This is a genomic window from Bradyrhizobium sp. USDA 4532, assembly GCF_024171315.1.
Lineage (GTDB): Bacteria > Pseudomonadota > Alphaproteobacteria > Rhizobiales > Xanthobacteraceae > Bradyrhizobium > Bradyrhizobium australafricanum.
Genome location: NZ_JALJZN010000001.1, coordinates 6,156,135 through 6,175,376, shown reverse-complemented (window position 1 = coordinate 6,175,376; position 19,242 = coordinate 6,156,135). Strand labels below are relative to the sequence as shown.

At 61.1% G+C, this 19,242-nt stretch carries 18 protein-coding genes and 1 tRNA gene; 8 read left to right on the top strand and 11 right to left on the bottom strand.

Annotated features, from left to right (window positions below; translation table 11 throughout):
- Positions 1–33: 33 nt before the first annotated feature.
- A complete protein-coding gene (locus tag J2R76_RS28460; RefSeq protein ID WP_253625276.1) occupies positions 34–1,395 on the bottom strand; it encodes a hydrolase in 1,362 nt (453 codons plus the stop codon).
- A 171-nt stretch (positions 1,396–1,566) separates the two neighbouring features.
- Between J2R76_RS28460 and J2R76_RS28455 the strand changes: the two genes are divergently transcribed.
- Positions 1,567–3,246, top strand: a complete 1,680-nt coding sequence (locus J2R76_RS28455) for an MFS transporter (RefSeq protein WP_092087790.1) — start codon at positions 1,567–1,569, stop codon at positions 3,244–3,246.
- A 137-nt stretch (positions 3,247–3,383) separates the two neighbouring features.
- Here the strand turns inward: J2R76_RS28455 and J2R76_RS28450 are convergent, their stop codons facing one another.
- Complete coding sequence (locus J2R76_RS28450) at positions 3,384–3,599, bottom strand: cysteine rich repeat-containing protein (RefSeq protein ID WP_168858072.1); 216 nt, start codon at positions 3,597–3,599, stop codon at positions 3,384–3,386.
- Between the two features lie 313 nt (positions 3,600–3,912).
- On the opposite strand from J2R76_RS28450, the gene J2R76_RS28445 reads away from it, so the two are divergent.
- Positions 3,913–4,971 carry a polysaccharide deacetylase family protein gene (locus J2R76_RS28445; RefSeq protein ID WP_168858073.1) on the top strand — a complete coding sequence of 353 codons (1,059 nt, stop codon included), beginning with the start codon at positions 3,913–3,915 and terminating at the stop codon, positions 4,969–4,971.
- Between the two features lie 545 nt (positions 4,972–5,516).
- Here the strand turns inward: J2R76_RS28445 and J2R76_RS28440 are convergent.
- The 4 genes from J2R76_RS28440 to J2R76_RS28425 form a co-directional block, all read right to left on the bottom strand.
- Positions 5,517–6,062: a carboxymuconolactone decarboxylase family protein gene (locus J2R76_RS28440; protein ID WP_092087786.1), complete on the bottom strand. Its 546-nt coding sequence runs from the start codon at positions 6,060–6,062 to the stop codon at positions 5,517–5,519.
- 21 nt (positions 6,063–6,083) lie between these two features.
- On the bottom strand, positions 6,084–6,701 hold the full coding sequence (locus tag J2R76_RS28435; RefSeq protein WP_253625275.1) for a nitroreductase family protein: 618 nt from the start codon (positions 6,699–6,701) through the stop codon (positions 6,084–6,086).
- Between the two features lie 97 nt (positions 6,702–6,798).
- Entirely contained in the window at positions 6,799–7,716 is a 918-nt protein-coding gene (locus J2R76_RS28430) for an NADP-dependent oxidoreductase (protein ID WP_253626101.1), read from the bottom strand.
- Positions 7,717–8,207: 491 nt separating this feature from the next.
- Positions 8,208–9,227 (bottom strand): helix-turn-helix transcriptional regulator, encoded by a 1,020-nt coding sequence (locus tag J2R76_RS28425; protein WP_253625274.1) that lies wholly within the window; start codon positions 9,225–9,227, stop codon positions 8,208–8,210.
- A 264-nt stretch (positions 9,228–9,491) separates the two neighbouring features.
- Between J2R76_RS28425 and J2R76_RS28420 the strand changes: the two genes are divergently transcribed.
- Complete coding sequence (locus J2R76_RS28420; RefSeq protein WP_253625273.1) at positions 9,492–10,604, top strand: hypothetical protein; 1,113 nt, start codon at positions 9,492–9,494, stop codon at positions 10,602–10,604.
- Between the two features lie 73 nt (positions 10,605–10,677).
- Here the strand turns inward: J2R76_RS28420 and mauJ are convergent, their stop codons facing one another.
- The 4 genes from mauJ to J2R76_RS28400 form a co-directional block, all read right to left on the bottom strand.
- The gene (gene mauJ / locus J2R76_RS28415; protein ID WP_253625272.1) at positions 10,678–12,063 is read right to left on the bottom strand and encodes a methylamine utilization protein MauJ; all 1,386 of its coding nucleotides are present in this window, start codon (positions 12,061–12,063) and stop codon (positions 10,678–10,680) included.
- 146 nt (positions 12,064–12,209) lie between these two features.
- Positions 12,210–12,407, bottom strand: coding sequence for a hypothetical protein (locus J2R76_RS28410; protein WP_253625271.1), 198 nt, complete (start codon positions 12,405–12,407; stop codon positions 12,210–12,212).
- A 305-nt stretch (positions 12,408–12,712) separates the two neighbouring features.
- Positions 12,713–12,808 (bottom strand) — tRNA-OTHER (locus J2R76_RS28405).
- Between the two features lie 189 nt (positions 12,809–12,997).
- Positions 12,998–13,480, bottom strand: coding sequence for a hypothetical protein (locus J2R76_RS28400; RefSeq protein WP_253625270.1), 483 nt, complete (start codon positions 13,478–13,480; stop codon positions 12,998–13,000).
- 200 nt (positions 13,481–13,680) lie between these two features.
- Between J2R76_RS28400 and J2R76_RS28395 the strand changes: the two genes are divergently transcribed.
- The 5 genes from J2R76_RS28395 (at position 13,681) to J2R76_RS28375 (ending at position 18,817) form a co-directional block, all read left to right on the top strand.
- Entirely contained in the window at positions 13,681–14,349 is a 669-nt protein-coding gene (locus J2R76_RS28395; protein WP_253625269.1) for a hypothetical protein, read from the top strand.
- Between the two features lie 80 nt (positions 14,350–14,429).
- Positions 14,430–15,524 (top strand): hypothetical protein, encoded by a 1,095-nt coding sequence (locus J2R76_RS28390; RefSeq protein ID WP_253625268.1) that lies wholly within the window; start codon positions 14,430–14,432, stop codon positions 15,522–15,524.
- Positions 15,525–15,643: 119 nt separating this feature from the next.
- The gene (locus tag J2R76_RS28385; protein WP_253625267.1) at positions 15,644–16,087 is read left to right on the top strand and encodes a hypothetical protein; all 444 of its coding nucleotides are present in this window, start codon (positions 15,644–15,646) and stop codon (positions 16,085–16,087) included.
- Between the two features lie 860 nt (positions 16,088–16,947).
- On the top strand, positions 16,948–18,039 hold the full coding sequence (locus tag J2R76_RS28380) for a hypothetical protein (protein WP_253625266.1): 1,092 nt from the start codon (positions 16,948–16,950) through the stop codon (positions 18,037–18,039).
- A gap of 220 nt (positions 18,040–18,259) precedes the next feature.
- A complete protein-coding gene (locus tag J2R76_RS28375) occupies positions 18,260–18,817 on the top strand; it encodes a hypothetical protein (protein ID WP_253625265.1) in 558 nt (185 codons plus the stop codon).
- 136 nt (positions 18,818–18,953) lie between these two features.
- Here J2R76_RS28375 and J2R76_RS28370 read toward each other — a convergent pair whose 3' ends face one another.
- A complete protein-coding gene (locus J2R76_RS28370; protein WP_253625264.1) occupies positions 18,954–19,130 on the bottom strand; it encodes a DUF2934 domain-containing protein in 177 nt (58 codons plus the stop codon).
- Positions 19,131–19,242: the final 112 nt, after the last annotated feature.

The following is a 19,242-nucleotide window of genomic DNA, read 5'->3' as shown; positions in this document are numbered from 1 at the left end:
GCGCCATGAAGGCGCGCGGACCCTCCACCAGACCTAATAAGTCAGCTCGGCGACCGCAATCCGATTTTCCGATGCCGGCCAAGCCCGCATCATAATGCGTTCCCCGTTGAAGATCGCGGCGACCGGACGGCCGACATCGTCCGCGGCGAGCCGCAGCGTCGTCACCGAATCGGTCGGCACGCCCGGCTTTACATCGGCCGGCTCCCTGCCGTCGAACAGCACGATATCGCGCGGCAGGCCGAAATAGCCGCGCGGCCGCGACATCAGCACGACCGCGCCTGCGCCGGCATCGGCCGGTCCCAGCGGCCGCGCCGCGCGCAGATGCACGATCTCGGACGAGCGCACAAACGGCGAGCGATAGATGTGCGTCGTCGCCGTACCAGGTGATGTCAGCACGAATTCGAGCGGCCACGACGGGTCGACCTGCGCCGGACCCCAGCGACCGTCAGCGCCGGTCTGCGAGCTGTGCAGCGGGCCGCCGATGCGCTCGCCGGTCTCCGCCGCGACATGATAGATATCTACCGTGGCCCCCGGCACCGGCCGGTTGGTCGGCACGCCGCCGGGCATGCCTGTGACGAGGCCGCTCAGCCTCACCGCGGTCTCCGGCACGATCTCGATCCGCGACGGCTCGTGCCTTGCGATGAATTTGTAGATCTCGCGAAAGGCCCGCGGATGAAAGGCGGTCTCGCGATGATCGACCGCGCCGAGCACCAGATTGGTCGCGCCTTTCAGCGCCGGGCCTTCCGTCGTGACGTTGGTCGGCGTGCCCGGCTTGCCGACGAAGCGGCCGTCGGCTTGCGCATATTTGTCGAGGCCGTCGCTGCGCAGCGTCAGGAACAGGGTGCCAACAGTCACTTCGCTGTCGCCATCGTTCAGTCCGCGCAGGAACGGACCACGCCCGTTGAATTCGTTGCCGAGCCCGTCGTCCCACGCATACACACCGTGATTGGGCGTGCCGCACAGCACCGCGTGGCTGACGTCGCCGCCGCCACCATTCTTGATGTAATTGCGGATCGCGTTGCCGCCGCGCGAACTGCCGACCAGCGCGACCCGCGGCGCACCGGTCTTCTGCTTCAGCTCCCTGATCGCCTCGGCGAGCTCGCGGCGCTGGTCCTCGGTCGAGGAGCGGCTCGCCTGCTCGATCTTGTCGTCGGTGCGTGCCAGCGGATCGGTGAAATTGATCGCGGCCATGCGCTCGCGCGGCACCCCGTTGCATTCCATCCGCCACAGCGTCGTCATCCAGAGCGCGGCGTGATCGCCATTGCCGTGCACGAACAGGATCGGCGGGGTGTCACCGGCGGACGCCGGCTGAGCCAAGGCCGGGGCGCCGAGGCGGCCGGCCAGCAGGGACAGGGCGCCGGCCCCTTGCAATATTCTCCGCCGCGACAGCGCCATTGGCCCCTTCCCCCGACTTTCCTCGGCCTTCCTCAGGTCTTTCAGTGCCTTAGCTGTGCCCTGTCCCCGCCAAGGATGCCGTAATCGCTGGACAGAACACGCGTTTCGCGGGCATCAGTTGGTGCAGCCGGAATCGTCCAACAAGCCATAGCAGGCCAACCGGAACTGGATATGACCGAACCGCGCGATCGCTCCGACAGTATCACTGCACCGTTGCGGCATTCAATCTTCAGGCGAATCTGGCTCGCGAGCCTGCTCTCCAATCTAGGCATCCTGATCCAGGGCGTCGGCGCGGCCTGGGCGATGACGCAGATGACCGCGGAGGCCGACAAGGTCGCGCTGGTGCAGACCGCCTTGATGTTGCCGGTAATGCTGATCTCGATGCCGGCCGGCGCGATCGCCGACATGCACGACCGCCGCATCGTCGCGCTGGTGTCGCTGGCGATCGCGCTGACCGGCGCCACCATCCTGACCGTGCTGGCCTGGCTCAATCTGGTAACGCCGAACATCCTGCTCGCGCTGTGCTTCGTCGTCGGCAGCGGCATGGCGCTGTTCGGCCCGGCCTGGCAGTCCTCGGTCAGCGAGCAGGTGCCGCCGGAGACGCTGCCCGCCGCGGTCGCGCTGAACGGCATCAGCTACAACATCGCGCGCAGCTTTGGTCCGGCGATCGGCGGCATCGTGGTCGCGTCCGCGGGCGCCGTGGCCGCCTTCGCCGCCAATGCCGTGCTGTATCTGCCGCTGCTCGTCGTGCTGTTCCTGTGGAATCGCGTCAGCGAGCCGTCGCGGCTGCCGCGCGAGCGGCTGAACCGCGCCATCGTCTCCGGGGTGCGCTACATCACCAATTCGCCGTCGATCAAGATCGTGCTGACCCGCACCATGGTGACCGGCATCATCGGCGGCTCGGTCTCGGCGCTGATGCCGCTGGTGGCGCGTGATCTGTTGCATGGCGGCGCGCAGACCTACGGCATCATGCTCGGCGCCTTCGGCATGGGCGCGGTGATCGGCGCGCTCAACATCAGCGAGATTCGCAGCCGGCTCAGCGGCGAAGCCGCCATACGCGTCTGTGCGTTGACGATGGGCGCGGCGATCGCCGCGGTTGCCGTGAGCAAGCAGCCGGTGATCACCGCCGCCGCGCTGGTCGTTGCCGGAGCGGTGTGGATGCTGGCGATCGCGCTGTTCAATATCGGCGTGCAGCTCTCCGCACCGCGCTGGGTCGCGGGACGTTCGCTGGCGGCCTTCCAGGCCGCGATCGCCGGCGGCATCGCGATCGGCAGCTGGTGCTGGGGCCGCATCACGGATGTCGGCGGCGTCGAGATGGCGCTGTTGATCTCCGCCGGTCTGATGCTGCTGTCGCCGCTGCTCGGCATCTGGCTCAGGATGCCGCCGATCGGCGCACGCAACGAGGACGCGACCGATGCGCTGGCCGATCCCGAGGTGCGGCTGCAACTGAGCGGGCGCAGCGGGCCGCTGGTGGTCGAGATCGAATACCGGGTGGCGCAGGACAATGCCCGCGCCTTCCACAACGTGATGCAGGACGTGCAGCTCAGCCGCCAGCGCAACGGCGCCTATGGCTGGTCGATCGCCCGCGACATCGCCGATCCCGAATTGTGGACCGAGCGCTATCATTGCCCGACCTGGCTCGATTTCCTGCGCCAGCGCAACCGCGCCACGCAGATCGAGCGCGAACTGCATCAGAAGGCGGCCGACTTCCACATCGGCGCCGAGCCGATCCGCGTGCGCCGGATGTTGGAGCGTCCGTTCGGATCGGTGCGCTGGAAGGACGAGACCCCGGACCGCGCCGCCAAGGAGGTGATCCCGGTGGTCGCGACCGCAGCGGGCAGCAGTACGTAGTCACTCCATTGTCATTCCGGGGCGCGCGAATAGCGCGAACCCGGAATCTGGAGATTATCAGCTCGAGATTCCCCGATGCGCAGTTGCGCATCTGAGGTTCATCGCTCCGCAATGCCCCGGAATGACAGCTGATGGGTCTACTGCCCGTGATCGGCGAGCGTCTGCTGGCAGGCCTTGCTGAGGCGGCTGCGATGCTCCTTCAGGCACGCCAATACGACCTGATCGCCCTCGCCGAGATGGGCGCGGCAGAACCGCGAGGCATCGCGCGAGCAGGCATCCCGCCCCTGCTGCTGCGCCGAGGCGGCCGACGTCAACAAAACCAGCGGAACGACGGCAAACAGAAATCGGGTCATCTCTCAAAGCCTCTCAAGCGTTTCCGCGCGAAGTGGATACCGGTTCGCGTGAAGAAAACGCGTCAAATAAGGAATCCGGAGCCCCGTTCCGACTTCATCGCAGCGGAAGCGGCTCCAGGGAATGCGACGCCGGTTCTATAGCGTTTCCGTGCCGCGAAGAAGCTTGAAACCGACTGTGACGGTCATCACGCATGGTAACGCCCGCTTTTTCTTGTCCTTCCGGCGCCTTGTTGGGATCGCGTTAAGACCTTGTTGGCATTAATCGCTCGTTACGGCTGTGGCGTATCCTTAAGTTCCGAGAGAGTGTGTAGCGATGCGTAGTGCGTTGGGCCTGATGCTGGCCAGTGTTGTAACGGCGATCGTGATCGCCGGCGTGTGGTTCTGGACCTCCTCGCCGCGTGCCGACGCGGCTCCTCCGCAAACCACGGCTGCGGCCAAGGCCGATCCGATGCCTGCGGCGGCAAAACAGGCCGCCAGGGACGATGTCGAGACGACCGCCGCGCTGTCGAAGCGCGCCGACGCCACCCAGGCCGCGACCCCGGCCGCCACTCCTGCCCCGGCGCCGGTGCCGGCCCCCGTTGCGGCCGCGCCCAAATGCGCCAACCCCGACGCGCTCGGCATCAGCCGCACCGTCGTGGTCGACACCAATGGCGGCCCGGGCTTCGGCTTCCTGCAGTACAAGCAGTATGACTTCCTGACCGACAAGGAGGTCGTGCTGACCTTCGACGACGGTCCGTGGCCGACCACGCCGGCCGTGCTCAAGGCGCTGGCTGACGAATGCACCAAGGCGGTGTTCTTCCCGATCGGCCTGCACACCACCTATCACCCGGACATCCTGCGCCAGGTCGCCGCCGCCGGCCACACCATCGGCGCCCACACCTGGTCGCATGCGCATCTCGCCAGCAAGAAGTTGACCGAGCAGCAGGCCAAGGACGAGATCGAAAAGGGCTTTAGCGCGGTGAAGCTGGCGCTGGGTGCCAACCCTGCTCCGTTCTTCCGCTTCCCGGCGCTGGCGCACACCCCGGCGACAACCGCCTATCTCGGCACCCGCAACATCGCGATGTTCTCGGTCGACGTCGACTCCAACGACTTCAAGTCCAAGAGCGCGGACGAGGTGATCAACAACGTGATGACCAAGCTCGACAAGGAGCACAAGGGCATCATCCTGATGCACGATTTGCAGAAGCACACCGCGCAGGCGCTGCCGACGCTGCTGCGCAAGCTCAAGGCCGGCGGCTACAAGGTGGTCTGGATGAAGGCCAAGACCCAGCTCGAGACGCTGCCCGAATACGACGCGATGATGGCGAAGACCGAGAAGCCGATCGCAACGGGCCGGCCGATCGGCAACGTCGTGCAGACGGTCGCCGAGTAACCCCGCGAACGCACTCTCAACGCAAAGCGCCCCTGGACCCGATCCAGGGGCGCTTTCGCTTTCTGAGCGCGGCCACCCTCTGCTGATCCGACACGGCCGGACGACGTTGAACGCCCGTGCGCCTTCGAGAGTGGCACCATCGCGCCCGGTGGCTGCGGCTCAACCAAAATATCGAAAACAACCCCATGCAAAGGAGCTGGCGGATGCCGTCTCCAGACTGACCGTTTGAGGGCTGGTGCGCCGCACCAGGTGAAGATGAGAACTATCTTTACTCCATAGCCCTCTGGAGCCCTCCTTTTGCAAGACGGCGAAGGCTTGAGCCCTCGACGCAGCATCTACCGGCTTGTTTCCATTCGTGGTTCGGATCGGGAGCACCGGAACGTTGACCGGGTTGCTCGATGGTGCCGGCCAGGCGCATCCTCACCTTCGCCCCGGCGCGGGCGCAGCGGGTGTTTGGATCGGCCGAGATGTATTGTCCCGTCTCACGCTCCCATCACATGAAACCTCCAACCATCTTCGGAAACGCTGATGCGATCGGATAGAGTTCAGATCGAGCCAGCTGGCGCAACGGCAGGAAAATCCTGCTCGGGATCGAACGCGTTATTGAAAAAGTTCGTCAGGGAGTACATGGCCACTAGCGCGACGATCTCCATGACGTTCGCATCTGTGTAGCCAGCGTCCCGGACGGCTTTCATATCGGCGTCACCGACCTTGCCGCGGGTTGTGATGACTTTGCGCGCAAACTGGAGAGCGGCGTCCCGCTTCGGATCACTGGCATGACCCTTCCGAGCGAGAATGATTTCGTTAGCCGGCAGCTTGGCCATATGCTCGGCCGTAAAGCTGTGAACCGTCAGGCAGTAGTTGCACCCATTCACTTCGGAGACAGCGAGGCCGATGCTGTCACGTGTCTTCACGTCAAGCGCCTTGCTCAAAGAGCTGAGCAGTGTAGCCCATGCGTTGAACGCGATCGGGCTCAGCGCGAAGGTCGTCATCATATTCGGAGTGAACCCGATGTTCCTGGTGAATCCATCGAGAGTCGGTTTCGAAGCTGCCGGCACCTGAGCCGGTGTTGGCAATGCAGTTCGAGCCATCAGTAATCTCCGTAGATCGTATTATACCAGGTCCAGCACATCGGCCACCGGACGGCGCGGCTTCTGCGCCCAGTTTCCCGGACGCTCCGGCCCCACGGCCAACAGCAGGACCGGCACTTCGTCCTTCGCCAATCCGAACTCGCGGTGCACTGGTTCGGCGTCGAAACCGATCATCGGCGTCGAACCCAGGCCTAGCGAGCAGGCCGCATAGATGATCGCTGCCGCGCCGAAGGAGGCGGTTCGTAGCGCTTCATCGCGCTGGCGTTGTGGGTACTCCATGTACAGATTGCGCGCCGGGATCTCCCATTCCGGCACCATCTTCGCTGGCATGACGCCCGATTCCACCAGCGGCGCCAGGCGCTCTGGTATTACGCTGGAATCGGCCAACTTGCCGCAGACGATGAAGGTAACGGCTGCGTCGGTGATCGCGGGTTGATTCCAAGCGATCGGACTCAGCCGGGCTTTGGCTTCAGGCGTGCGCACGGCGATGAAGCGCCAGTTCTGCATGTGGAAGGATGTCGGTGCGGCGGTGCCGATTCGCACGAGCTCTCGGATCTGGTCGTCGCTCAGGGTGGCGGCAGGGTCGTAATACTTGGTGGAGCTGCGGCTCAGGATACATTCGATAACAGCATTGGTCATGGTTGGTCCTATAAGTGAAGGGATAGGTTGAGGCGCGAGAGTGCTTTCGTCCTCTTTGAGAGCGGGCCGGCCGCATTCATCGATAGGCGCGCGCCGCTCACGGACGAGCGCGAATGATCGTCTTCCCGCTGATCCGCTCGGTCGGGTTGAAGGCGGCAATGGCATCGTCGAGGGCAGCCACGTTGCCGATGTTTGTCCGCACACGTCCGTCACGCGCCCGCCGGACAATCTCACTCAGTTGGGCGCGATCGGGTTCGACGACGAAGTCTATCGTCCGGCCGTCAGCGGGCCGTGCCTCAGTCGGACCGGCGATGGTCACGAGCGTTCCTCCGGCTCGAATCAGGCGCGCGGACCGCTTCGCGATGTCGCCGCCAAGCACATCGAACACCAGATCGACTCCGCCGACATCTTCCAGAGTGTCGTTGTCGAGGTCGACGAACTCCTGTGCGCCGAAGTCGAGAGCCGTCTGACGGCCGGCAGCGCGTCCGGTACCGATGACGTAAGCACCGGCCTCACGTGCGAGCTGGGTTGCCATCGAACCGACGACGCCGGCGGCACCGTGCACGAGGACGCTCTGCCCCGCCCGAAGCCGGCCGTGATCGAACAGCCCCTGCCACGCGGTAAGGCCTGGCATCACGAGGGCCGCGCCCACCGTGAAATCGACATCGCCCGGCAGCGGCGCGAGGTTGCGCGCCTCGATGGCCACATATTCCGCCAAGGTGCCGTCGCGATACCAGTCCGCGAGACCGAATACCCGCTGTCCCACCGACAGCCCCGCCGTGCCATAGCCGAGGGCGGTGACCACTCCAGCCAACTCGTGGCCAGGGATCGACGGTGTTCGGTCACGCTCGCGGCGATCGGTCCAAGTCGGGGGCCACGTCAGCTCATCCCGGGTGAATCCCGCCGCATGAATCTCAACGACGACGTCGTTTATCGCGGCCTGCGGCTCGGGCCGCTCCACCAGCTTCATTCCGGCCGTTCCCGCCGCTTGGTCCGTCACAACGATTGCCTTCATCGTGCACCTGCCTGAGTGTGGCAGCTCATCATCTTCCGAACTCCTTTTCAGACGAACGAAAACCGGAAGGCGAAACTCGATGGCTCCAATGACCTTGGATATTGAATCGATGCCATCGACGCGGCGCATTTCCTAAAGCCACGTTGCCACTGGTCCCGGCGCGATGAAACCCGCGGCGGGCGTTCCTGGACGCGCGGACACGCATTCTGGACTCCAGAGCTCGCCAACGCCGAGGATCAGTGCGCCGAGTGTGCGCGACTCTGGCTAGGGAACGGGAAAGAGCCCGGTTGGGGCGCAGCGTCGGGTATGCACGAGCCCACGCGGCTTGCTTTCGGCCTTTGCTGTTTCCAGTTTTTTCTTCGGTCGGGCAGCGAGTTCAGCCAACGCTGATAGCCCGACGAACAGTTTCAATCGATGAGCGGAGTCGCTATTGGCACGCCCATCCAGATCGCACACTTGACGGGAGAGGTGCCTCGGAGGCGGTACTTGGCTCAAGTGCCCTTATCACTCCCAGCGTTCTTCACGCGCAGCCGGTACTCGCTAGGATCAACGTTGTAGGCTTTGCGGAATGCTCGCACGAAACTTGACCGGCTTTCGTAGCCGGCGTTGTAGGCCACAACATCGACCGGGGCTGATGTCGTCGTGAGATCGAGCGCCGCCTGCCGCATCCTGAGATCCCGAAGGATGGCCATCGGCGAACGGCCAAAGATCTCCGAGAACTTCGCCATGAATGCCGACCGGCTCAGACCCGCGCTATGCGCAAGGCTCTGAACCGTGTGAGCGGCCCCCGGCCGCGCCACCATATCGCCGAATGCACGCGTGATCTGCCGATCCGCGAGAATCGAAAACCGATCAGTCCAGCTGCGGGAGGACTTCATCGACCGCCTCACCAGAGCGATGATGACCTGCTTTAGCAGGGACGCCGTCATGGCGCCCATACCGATTTCCTGCACGCAAAGCTCCCCGACCGCTTCGCGAAGCTTCAGGTCGATCTTGTCCGTCGGCTCGAACTTCTCGACCACGGGCTCGCGCAATTCGCGAAACAACCCGACGGATTGTCCGAAGGATGCGTTGAAGAAGCCGCAGATCTGGATGATCTCGGGCTGCTCGGTCGGTGTTGCGATACGCAACACGCTGTCATGCTGCTTCCAGCAATCGCGGGAGATGAGCCTCTTCGGGCCGCTGGTTCCGTCGACTTCGATTACGAACGGGGTGCTCGGAGGCTTGATGATGAGGAGATGGGGTTCGAGCGACATCCAAGGCCCATCGCCGATCGAAATTCGTCCCCTACCACTAATGGTGTAATGGACCGCCGGTGCATCGATCGTCCCCATCTCGGCGCGATGGCCTGAGGGAATCAGCATTTCGGTGAGCGCGACGACATCGATCTCAAGTGCCCGCATGAGGTTGTTGAGATCGGCGGTGGCGAGCTTCGAGGCAGAGACGGCGATCCGCGAATCTGGCCGCTCGCCCTGTCCGCTTCCGGCCCGCGATTTGGCCGTGTTTTGCATGGCAACCTGCTTACAAGATCAACCCGTGAATCCGCTAGGCGAATCTGTCTTCACCCTTGGACTGGATTTTGTGGCACGCCAAAAGGAACCTTGGCATGGTTCAGTCCGATGGTTGGAACTTGGTCCTATCGGTGGGACCGTATCGCTGTAGGTTCTGGCCTTGAGACATGGTCTCGGCGCAACGCCGTCGCCCGTGCACGCCAGCGTCCAGCACAAGCTTGCGTGCCGCAGCTCCGATGATGCCTTGGGAATAGACTCGTCGGTTTGGCCTTCTCCTTCACGACGCCCGAACTCCGGAGAAACCCAGTGAGTGCATTCGAACAAGGTCGCGTGCGGCCCGCCGACAATGGCTTGGCGAATACGACCGCCGACAGGCTTCGCTGGCTGATCCCGGCGGCTGGAGCGATGGCCTATCCGTTCCTGCTCGATGCATTTCACCTCGCGGTCTCTCCCGCTGCTGGTCCGATGTCGTTTGGGCGACTGGCCCTGGCGGCGCTTTGCCTGTTGGCCGCGACCGCCGCGCCCTTGCTGGCTCTGGCTTGCGCTCATTGGATGACCAAGGCCGCACCGTCATCGTTCGCGCTGCGCGCCCGGCGCCTCGCCTACCTCGGCATCGCCGCGCCGCCCTTGTTCGTGCTGACCGGCGTCGGTCTCGGCCTGCTGCACATCCCTGTCAGTGACGAGATTGTCTGGGTCGCGGGTTGGCTCGTCGCGTGCCTCTATGTGCTTTTCGGCGGCGAGCAGGCGCAACGTGCGGCACCATCAGCCGCGATTGCGCCCCCTATCGCCAAATGGCGCGTGACACATGGCGTCGCCGCAGCGATCATCCTTTTCTACGTCGCATTCCATCTCACCAATCATCTGCTGGGTTGGCTCGGACCTGATGTTCATGCCGCCGTGATGAAGGCGGGGCGCACCGTCTATCGGTCGTCCGTGGTGGAGCCCATCCTCGTCGTATTGATGCTGTTCCAGGTCGCCGTCGGGATGCGGCTCGCTTGGCGCTGGAGCGCGCTGCCAGCGGATGCGTACCGCGTGTTTCAGATCGGCTCCGGCGTCTACCTCGCGGCGTTCATCGTCACCCATCTGAACTCCGCATTGGTCTCGGCGCGCGCCGTGCGCCACATCGACACCAACTGGGCCTGGGCGTCGGGTGCACCAACCGGCCTGATCCACGACGCCTGGAGCATTCGCCTGGTGCCGCATTACGCGCTCGGCGTCTTCTTCGTCCTCGCACATCTCACGTCGGGATTACGCGGCGTTCTGATCGCGCACGGCGTTGCCACGGCAGTTGCCAACCGGATCTGGGCAACCGGGCTCGCGATAGGCGGGCTGGTCGCGATCGCGATCATGAGCGGATTGTGTGGGGTGCGGATCTAGGCGACCTCTGATCGCGCGCCGAGTTGGTTTGTTCTGCTCCGATTGAAGGGCCGGCAGTCGCGGAAAGACTAAGCTAGTCGGTCGCAACGATCGCCATTTTGTAGCCTCTGGACCAGCGGCCCATCTCTTCAGCGAAGAGGGAACCAAGCGTACGGCGCTTGTGCGCCAACCACTTCCAACGAGTAATAAGTGCATCCGACCCTTCCGGATTAGCGAACATATTGACCGGCAAGTAGGCGTCCTTTCTGGATATTAGTTCGCCTGTATCCGCGTTGACGATTTGAAGTTGGCCGTTGCCGAACAAATCCGCTTGGAAGCGCAAGGCCTCCGCTATAATTTCAGCGCTCGCTGCAGTGCCGTCGTCGCGATAGCCGATGTCGGTGAACAAACTGAAGTGCAAGCGTTCTTCGGCAAAGTCCAGCGTCACGCGGAAGACGATTAAGTCATCTGCAAGGTTGTAGACAAGACGAAGGGCGTGAGGCCCGCTACGCGTCATCTCCTTTATGATTAGATTCGAGAGCGGGACGTAGGGTTCTCGATGCCGGATGCGAACACCGATGTTCGGTATATCAACCATTGTCCCTGCGGGTGGATTATCTCCACGCACAAGGTGCCCAACGATTTCATCTCCAAGAATGCGCTTGAAACCGTCAAGCTCATATAGATGCTTGTCATAGACCGTGAAGGTCGTTTCGACGCCTAGCTTTCCCTCAATCGCCCGTTCTGCGAGTTCAAGCACGATTGGCCGTTCGGTCCACAAGCGCCGAGTGTCGGTAGGGTCGTCCGGATCGATGATTGGCTCCTCGGCCGCGTGCGCCATTGCGCATCGGCCTGATTCATAGAGGTGTTCGCCAATGTCGGTTATGCCCCTCTGTCGCAATCCTCCGATGGCATCCCTCGAGGAGTGCCCCAAGCCCTTCGCGATCTCATCATTGATCCAATCGATTTGACGCCGTCTTCCTTTGCCGAGCGCGACTTCAAGAACGCGATAGAACGAGAGAAAGGAGTAACCCGGATGGTTTAGGCCGCGTCCTTCACGCATCAAAGCGAGCGCGAGCAACGCCTTGTCGTCCGTCGGTTCGGGCAGATAGGATAGGTCAAATTGCTCACAAATTGCGCCTCTGTGCCGCACGCTATCCATCATCTGTCTAGGCAAGCCGCCTCCGCCGAGACCTTGCACAAGCAGACCCGTCCGCTCGCTCCAAGCGAGTGCGCTGAGAAAACGGAGCAAGAGTCGCTCGCACCCTTCAGGGCTGAGTCCCGCCGGCCGCCGGATGGCAACCGCCGGAAGAAGTTCTTCGGCAATGGGAAGAATCCAGATGTCATAACCGCGATAGGTCGCCTTCTGTGCCGTGACCGGCCACAAGGTCGCATTCTCTAGATGCGCAACTATCCATTCGCCGGGAATCGTCAGTTCGCCGACAAGCACGCCCTTCGCATTTTTGATTTTCGGAAGCAACCTGATGTAAGCTCACGACTCGCGCCCTTGAGCGATATTATCACGCCAGGCACCGTTCGTTAGAGCGGTAGTGCCGCCTTCGTCGAAGACGACCCAATTTTGGGCCGCGCCGCCATAGGGTGGCGCGGCGGATTACGCGGCGTGCTCTAAGCCTTCGCTAGAAGGCCCGCGAGCCGAGTGCATTCGGCGCTCCAGAGACCCATGTCGGCGCACGCTTGTTCAAACGCCTGCAACCGCTCTACGTCGGTAGTGCCACCCTTGAGGGCTGGATTGAGACGCAGCGAGCGCTGCTTTGCCGCTTCAAGTTCCTTGAGCGCAGCTTGGTGCTCTTTGTAAAGTGTCATTGCTAGTACCTTTCGAGCGGTCGCGCGGTGCGCGCCGAGGCTGTTGCTTGGAGTCGCAAGAGCCGCTGGTCCTGTGCGACATCATCAGCTTGGACCAACTCGTGTGGGCGGATACCCCGCCTGCCTCGCCGCTCTTCCCGAAGCGAGCGAGAAGCCGAAATGTGGACGCGACGACCAGACGTGGAATTTGGCGGGGATTCGTATGTCGCGCAAGCGCCCGCTAGCTTACCTAGGCCGGGCCCCGATAATGCCGCTGTCACTGAGCTGTCGCTCGGCGTAAGGCTCAACCAGTCCAACTTGAAAACTGGTGCCGCAAGAGGGACTCGAACCCCCGACCCCGTCATTACGAAGCGCGAATTCGTTGTGTCCCAGTCGTGACCGCCGGTGCACGCCATTGCGCCAAAGTGCGCTTCCCGACGCGTCCAAACCGCATCGACACGCCCCTTGAGAGGTGAACTCGGGCGCACTCCAGCGCCGGGTATGGAACAGGGTCGAACTGAATAAACTGCAACCGAGGCTGTAACCACACCACTCACACCTAGCCGGCCACCGATCAGGGCGCCCTCAACGTACTCGCTCTCGACACCAGTTCAGTCGCTTTCTTCCTGGAAGCGAACGGCGATCTCAATGCCTAGTCGGGCCAAAACCTCAGGATGATGTCGCCGAAAGTTTTCTAACTCGTCCAGCAAAACGACAGCTTTTCGCTCCAGGTCGTCGATTTGGGGAAGCGGGCTCATCCCAGTGAAGTCGAACACGTAGGTGTCACCCTGCTGTCGCAAGCACTTGCGGGATGCGGCGGAGCCAATCACAAATCTATCGGGAATACCCAACCGTCCGCGCGGCAGATGGGCATGCCAGGATGATTTTCTGATTTGCATGGTTGTGCGGAGGCGTGCTCGGCGGCTCCCCGCGGCGAGCTGAATGGTCAACACCGGCCACCCTGTCAGGAACTCCACCCAAAGCGGGCCGCGTTCGGGGTCCCAATTCACACTTCCCCCGACCCGGGCATAGCCCTCCCCCAGGCTGAGCCAAATTCCGATACCGTCGAGTTCTTTGTCAGGACTATTCAGCATTTTTTAACCTTACCCCCGCCGCTCGCCGTTCACAACGCTGATCCTTGACCATATTGTAGTGATTTGACTCAAAAAAATTCAGGATTTGTCGTTAGCCTTTCGTTTACCATGTTGGTGGAACCGACTACCTTGTTCCAGGCGACAACAGCTGTCGTGGCGATGCCTTAAGGATCGCCAACCCTAGGTCAGGAGTTGTTCAGATGCCTGAAATTGTTAAGACAATCACGATCGAGCAGACGATCGATACGGTGATCAAGCAGGTTAGCGCCGCTGATCCGGCCTCGCCCCAGACGCTGCGGGATCATGTCACCCAAGCCGGACAGCACGATCCCTACAAGGCAAGCGTTGCGCTGAGGGCAATCCGTATGATGCTCAAGCCTCCGCTCGGGACCCACGTGCATCTCACTCAGCAGAAGAAGTGGGCCTACGAACGGGAGCAGTGGGCGAAGGACGCCGGCCTGAAGAAAGGACGTGTGGAATTGGACTTCGAGCCGGAGACCGAGACCACTCGGGCGTTGGTTGAAGCCCTCGACTCAAATCAGTTCCTTCCGGACACGGCACGGGAGGCCGTTACATCAATCAGCTCGGTTCTCGCCCTCAGAGCCAATAAAAAGCTCGACGAGCACTCCGCGGCGGTTGTCGGTGACAGCGTCGAGGAGCTTATGCACGAGATCGAGGTGCAGGCCCGGCTAATGGAAGAGAAGGAAGTTCGGATCCAGCAGGCAGAGCGGCATGCGGAGGACCTCCGTAGAACCAACGACCGACTTCTCGCAATCATGGAGCAGGTCATTGGGAAGCCCGTCAGCGAAGGCTCCTTGCTGCATAGTGAGGATCGGGAGAAGGGCGGCACTCGTCAGCGATCAAACTGAGAGCACCGCCCTAGCAACGGCTTAGTTCACTGGGTTCGGGCGGATGGCTCCCGCCCGACACCTAGCCGCAGGAGCATATTATGACGTTGGACGAAAAATCCAAGCTGGCTCGCAAGCTAACCCATGCCCTCCATCAGGCTCCGGACAACCCGGAGCTATTCGCAAACATTATGAAGGCCACGGTGGCAAGCGCCGGCATTCATGTGACTGATCTCTCCGTCACAATCGGCGATTTGACCAATCGGCTCGCTGAGCAGTTGCGCGACGCAAAACGGGATTCGAAGCCCACCTTCGATACCTTGATCGACATGGCGGGAACGAAAATCAGCCTGGGTAAGCGCCCAGAACGGGCTCTCGCCGATGCCCTCGGGGTCACCGTCAAAACACTCGAGGAACATAAACAGCATGGGCGAGTACCGCGCATGTGGCTCGATAAAATCAGAGCGCTGCCGGATCTCGATGAAACCACAGCCGAGTATGATCACGAGACCGTACGATTGATCGAACTGCTGGCAGAGAATGGATATACACCCGCGACGATCCACGATTCTTTCAGGCGCATCCGGACATCTCGGGCGGGCGCGCGGCAGATCGACAAGATCGTGTTTGGCAGCGCTGGCCAGTTCGACGCCGACGAAGTAAGGCGAATGGGGAGCGAGCTGTTCGGGACCGGGCAAGACGCGGTGCCCCGGCTTGCGGTCTGGCTGTCTACGCATCTGCGCAGCGATGCAAAGTTCGATGCCAAAGAGCTGAATCCGAAACAGGTCGAGAAGCTAAGGTCTCGGTTCAAGCGCGAAATCGAAATGCGACAGAATGATCCGACTTACTGCCGCGTCGCATCCGCTGCGGAACTAATCCAACGCCCGACGCGCAGTGGAGCTCGGTCTGCGGAGAGTGACCCCTTTACCGATTCGCGGCGCCTCCGCCAGCGCCTCGACAGCATATTTTCCGACGACGCGTCTGATCGACGAAACCGTCGTATGGCTCAGCTGACTGGCTTAGATGAGCGACACACACTTGACCTTCTCAATGGCGCTAACTCGGTCAGCGAGGCCTGGTGGAATTTCGTCGACGAAGTCGAGCGTGCGCTCGGAAGACAACGGGTCAGGTCACCAAATGAAGCAGAGCCCTCGCTTCTGCAACGGATGGGCTATGCGAGAGAACAGCGCCCTTAATGCGCTCCCTGACTCGCGCAAATTCACGCAGCGCAGGAAAATATTGGCATTCAGCGTTGATGCCGGGTCCGTGCCCTGTAACGCCGCAAACCCAGGCCGCCTAACTGTAGGAGGAAACAGTGGCAAAGACATACTCACTTGAGGAGCTTCAATCGATGACTCCAGACCGCCGCGCCGTTCTCTACCAGAACGCCATGAAGCAATTGGATCGAGGAGGGCAAGCGATCGTAGACATGATTGAGCAGAACGGCTTGTCGCTCAGCTCTGGGGACATGCTGAGTAGCGATCCCGACTACATCCGTATGGATGAAATAATTTGGGCGCACAAATCCGAAGCCCTTAAGGCAGTGGAGGCTGGACTTCCGGCACTGGCCGGCCTGGAGCCATTCATTCGCTCAGAACTTGGTGATCGGTACCGTCCTCAAAACGCCGGAACGATCAACGCTGGTTATCTTACGGCTGGCCTTATGAGACACCTTGGCTTTGTCGATGATGGCCCCGGACAAATGCCTCCGGGCAGCATTGCCAAAACCGCCATGAAATGGAAGCGAGGAAGCCGATAGAAGAATCAGAGCGATCCAACCGGTCGCGAATTTGCGAGGCAAAATATGATTGTCCGCTTCGCACTCAAGAAGCAGGAGACGGGCAGTTTGTTAAGGTGCATTCTCGTGGCGGTGGCGACGTTTGCCGTGACGACTCCTGTGACCGCCGGCGACGCCGATGTCTCGGGGCATTAGAGGCCTTTTACGGAACCTGCCTCGCGAACGGACCAAGTTTTGACCGCGTAAGGCGGCGGCCACCCTGTCTCAATTGGAAGCCGTTGCCATCTGAATACTTACGATGTTTGCTCTTCAACAGGCTCCGGATCGGTTCGAAGGCTGGCTGGTCACGACAGATGGCTTTCCCAGGAAGACCATGGTCGGGTAACCGGAGGCGGTTTAGATGGGCGGCCGATCATCACCTGCACCGTAGGGTCGCGGGCATGAACGGCAAAAATGTAGCGAGCCTACTCGAACGCTTAGTTCCGCGCAAAGTTGCGGAGTTAAATGGCATGCAAGAGAGCCGCATTTACAAGCTAACAACGGCGTACAAGACGCCGGACAAACGGTAAGCGTGTCGCTGGCGGCACCCATCAACGCTGAACCGATAGTCATACTGTAGTCCATGGTGGACGACAAAAAACGATAGTGCCGTTAGCGCTTAGTACCCACGACACCGACTCGACGTCGTGCGAGGGTTCAACCTCTGGCAGAAAAATCCCTGACCAGCCACCTTTCACTCACGAGTTGTATGCGGTAACATTCGCTCCATAATAGGGAATTTATTGGGGCGGGCTATGCGTTATTGCGCTTTTGCGTGTGCGGCCGTGGTGTGTCTCGGGGGCTGCGGAACACATCTTCCCGAGCTGGTGGATCCGAAAATCTTGCCGCTCGAGATGCTGGTTGCGAACATTGACTGCGAGTTCAAAGACGCGGTCCGCTACCAAATCTACCGAAAGGGTCACACCTGGCTTAAGACGTGGCAAGGTCAATACACGGTCACGCTCAAGGGGAATGAAACTGGTGGAGCAAAGCTCGCCTCGACCACGACACCCATCATCATATCTTCTCGCGCGGGTCTCAATTTCGGGGCAGGGGGCGGTCTCACGACGACCGCCAACAGAACGGCTATTTTGAAGTTCAACCTCGACTTTTCGAGCGTCAAAGATGGCCCTTACTGCGTCCCTCCGGTACCCGTCTCGGGTCACCCCATGCTCGCCGGCAAAATTGGTTTCGAAGAATGGATGGATCGTGCTTTCGCTGGCGTACTCTCGGATCCCACAATACAAGCAAAGACATCGTCAATCGCCAGTTTGGGGCACACCTTTGAGTTCAGCCTCGATCTGAATGCGAATGCGTCGCCGGTATTCACCATTGTGCCGGCGCCGACAACGACGCTCACGCCAACAGCCACCATCGATCGCCTCGAGGACAATATTGTCGACGTTTCCCTCGGTAAAGCCGCAGGTGCCACAGACACTGTTTCGAAGACAACCGCAAAATACGATGCCGAACAGCTCAAGGTTCTCGCCGAAATTCGGGATGCCATCAAGGATCTGACCGGCAAGGTCAAAGATGGCGAGGAAACGTTGGCTAAGGGCGCGCCTCTGTTGGCACAGGCAAAGGAGGCGGAACGGCTCACGCAGCCCAATATCATGAGCACTGTCCCTGAAGACCAAAAGTCCCTCATGGAGACAAAGCGCAGCGAGGCGTTCAAGTTCCTTTCAGACAACAGCGCAAAAATACAGGAGCTCCAAGATCTCGATGCGACTGTCAAAACGCAGCGGCGAGATCTTGTCACAGCGAAGGGGCAGCTCATCGACACGCTAAATCATCCAACGGAGCAGACCACGACGAAGCGGACGGTGCAGGCAACTTCGCCTTTGAGTCCCGATCAGAACCCGAACGTGACCAACACACAGCTGCAGCTCACGTTCGAGCGTTTGAACAACAATCTCCGGGTGCCCGTTCCATGATGAGCGGTTGTCACGCTTGCTAGCCGCTTTGCCAGAGCACGCACGGAAGCAGCGGTTCGTCGCCCCCTCGTGCGGGGCACCAACCGTCCCCGCATCATTCAGCTGTTAGGGGGGGGTCTAGGTGTATTCCAGAGTGCTCGCTGTGCGGACTGGGTACCTTGCGGAGGCTGATATCTGTGTGTTGTGCTGGAGCCCTGAGGAATGTTCGGAGCCATCGCGCGTGGGAAGAGCAGCTAAGCACAAGAAGAGGCTGGCGCACCCAAATGCTGAAGCGATCAGAAAGATCGCCGAGAACAAGAGGCACTCGCTCGCGTCCCGCCCCCCTGCTTCAGAGCGCAAGCGCTCTAGGCAGGTTGAAGAAGCTTTCCTTGACGGCTTGCGTGGTGGCTGGTCGGTTTCAAAGTCTGCGTGGGCAGCTGGAATACACGAACGGACAGCAAGACGCTGGAAAGCTGACTCATGTGCATCAAGACAAGAAGACGGGTCGTACAACGATGATTTTGCGCAGCGATGGGAAACCGCCTACGAGTCCGGCGTCGACAAGCTAGAGGATGCCGCTACCCGTCGCGCGGTGGAGGGCGTCGAGAAGCCGGTTTATCAAGGTGGTATTCTCGTGGGCTCAGTGACTGAGTATTCCGACACGCTGCTTGGTCTGATGCTGCGCGGCAAGCGGCCCAAGGTGTACAATAGCGAGCGTCACGAGCGCACCGGCAAGGATGGTGGCACCATTAGCATGAGCCTCCAGATCGAGTTCGTAGAGCCGGGGGACAAGAAATAAGCAAAGCTCAAGGCTTGCTTTACTTAGATCGGGTGCTCGCAAACGCATTGTTGTTCGCTTGGTCACCAAAGCTGACGTCCAGACCGAGCTAGACCCGTTGCGGTTAACCTGACGCCAGCGCGCGTCTTAGCCCAGCTCAGATCGGAAGGTTGTCCGTTAATCCTGGCGGAGGGTCACCGAATTCGGCCCCTTCCTTCAGCAGTTCTTTCTCGGCCTGGTACCAGAACGTATCCATGTTTCCGGCCGGCTCGCCAGCTTGTTTCCACAGTTGATATGCTCTCTTACGAATCTCTTCTTCATTTATCCCCGGCATCTAACGCTCCATAGTCAAAGTGGATTGCTCACGCCATTATCGTGCCAGGGGATCCACGTGCGGATTCCGAGATGATGGTGCGCACCGTACCGACTTGATGGCGCGCAGGGTT

Excerpts from the sequence above, each read along its gene's own strand:
- J2R76_RS28460 (WP_253625276.1), bottom strand. The coding sequence starts at position 1,395 with ATGGCGCTGTCGCGGCGGAGAATATTGCAAGGGGCCGGCGCCCTGTCC.
- J2R76_RS28455 (WP_092087790.1), top strand. The coding sequence starts at position 1,567 with ATGACCGAACCGCGCGATCGCTCCGACAGTATCACTGCACCGTTGCGG.
- J2R76_RS28450 (WP_168858072.1), bottom strand. The coding sequence starts at position 3,599 with ATGACCCGATTTCTGTTTGCCGTCGTTCCGCTGGTTTTGTTGACGTCG.
- J2R76_RS28445 (WP_168858073.1), top strand. The coding sequence starts at position 3,913 with ATGCGTAGTGCGTTGGGCCTGATGCTGGCCAGTGTTGTAACGGCGATC.
- J2R76_RS28440 (WP_092087786.1), bottom strand. The coding sequence starts at position 6,062 with ATGGCTCGAACTGCATTGCCAACACCGGCTCAGGTGCCGGCAGCTTCG.
- J2R76_RS28435 (WP_253625275.1), bottom strand. The coding sequence starts at position 6,701 with ATGACCAATGCTGTTATCGAATGTATCCTGAGCCGCAGCTCCACCAAG.
- J2R76_RS28430 (WP_253626101.1), bottom strand. The coding sequence starts at position 7,716 with ATGAAGGCAATCGTTGTGACGGACCAAGCGGCGGGAACGGCCGGAATG.
- J2R76_RS28425 (WP_253625274.1), bottom strand. The coding sequence starts at position 9,227 with ATGCAAAACACGGCCAAATCGCGGGCCGGAAGCGGACAGGGCGAGCGG.
- J2R76_RS28410 (WP_253625271.1), bottom strand. The coding sequence starts at position 12,407 with ATGACACTTTACAAAGAGCACCAAGCTGCGCTCAAGGAACTTGAAGCG.
- J2R76_RS28400 (WP_253625270.1), bottom strand. The coding sequence starts at position 13,480 with ATGCTGAATAGTCCTGACAAAGAACTCGACGGTATCGGAATTTGGCTC.
- J2R76_RS28395 (WP_253625269.1), top strand. The coding sequence starts at position 13,681 with ATGCCTGAAATTGTTAAGACAATCACGATCGAGCAGACGATCGATACG.
- J2R76_RS28390 (WP_253625268.1), top strand. The coding sequence starts at position 14,430 with ATGACGTTGGACGAAAAATCCAAGCTGGCTCGCAAGCTAACCCATGCC.
- J2R76_RS28370 (WP_253625264.1), bottom strand. The coding sequence starts at position 19,130 with ATGCCGGGGATAAATGAAGAAGAGATTCGTAAGAGAGCATATCAACTG.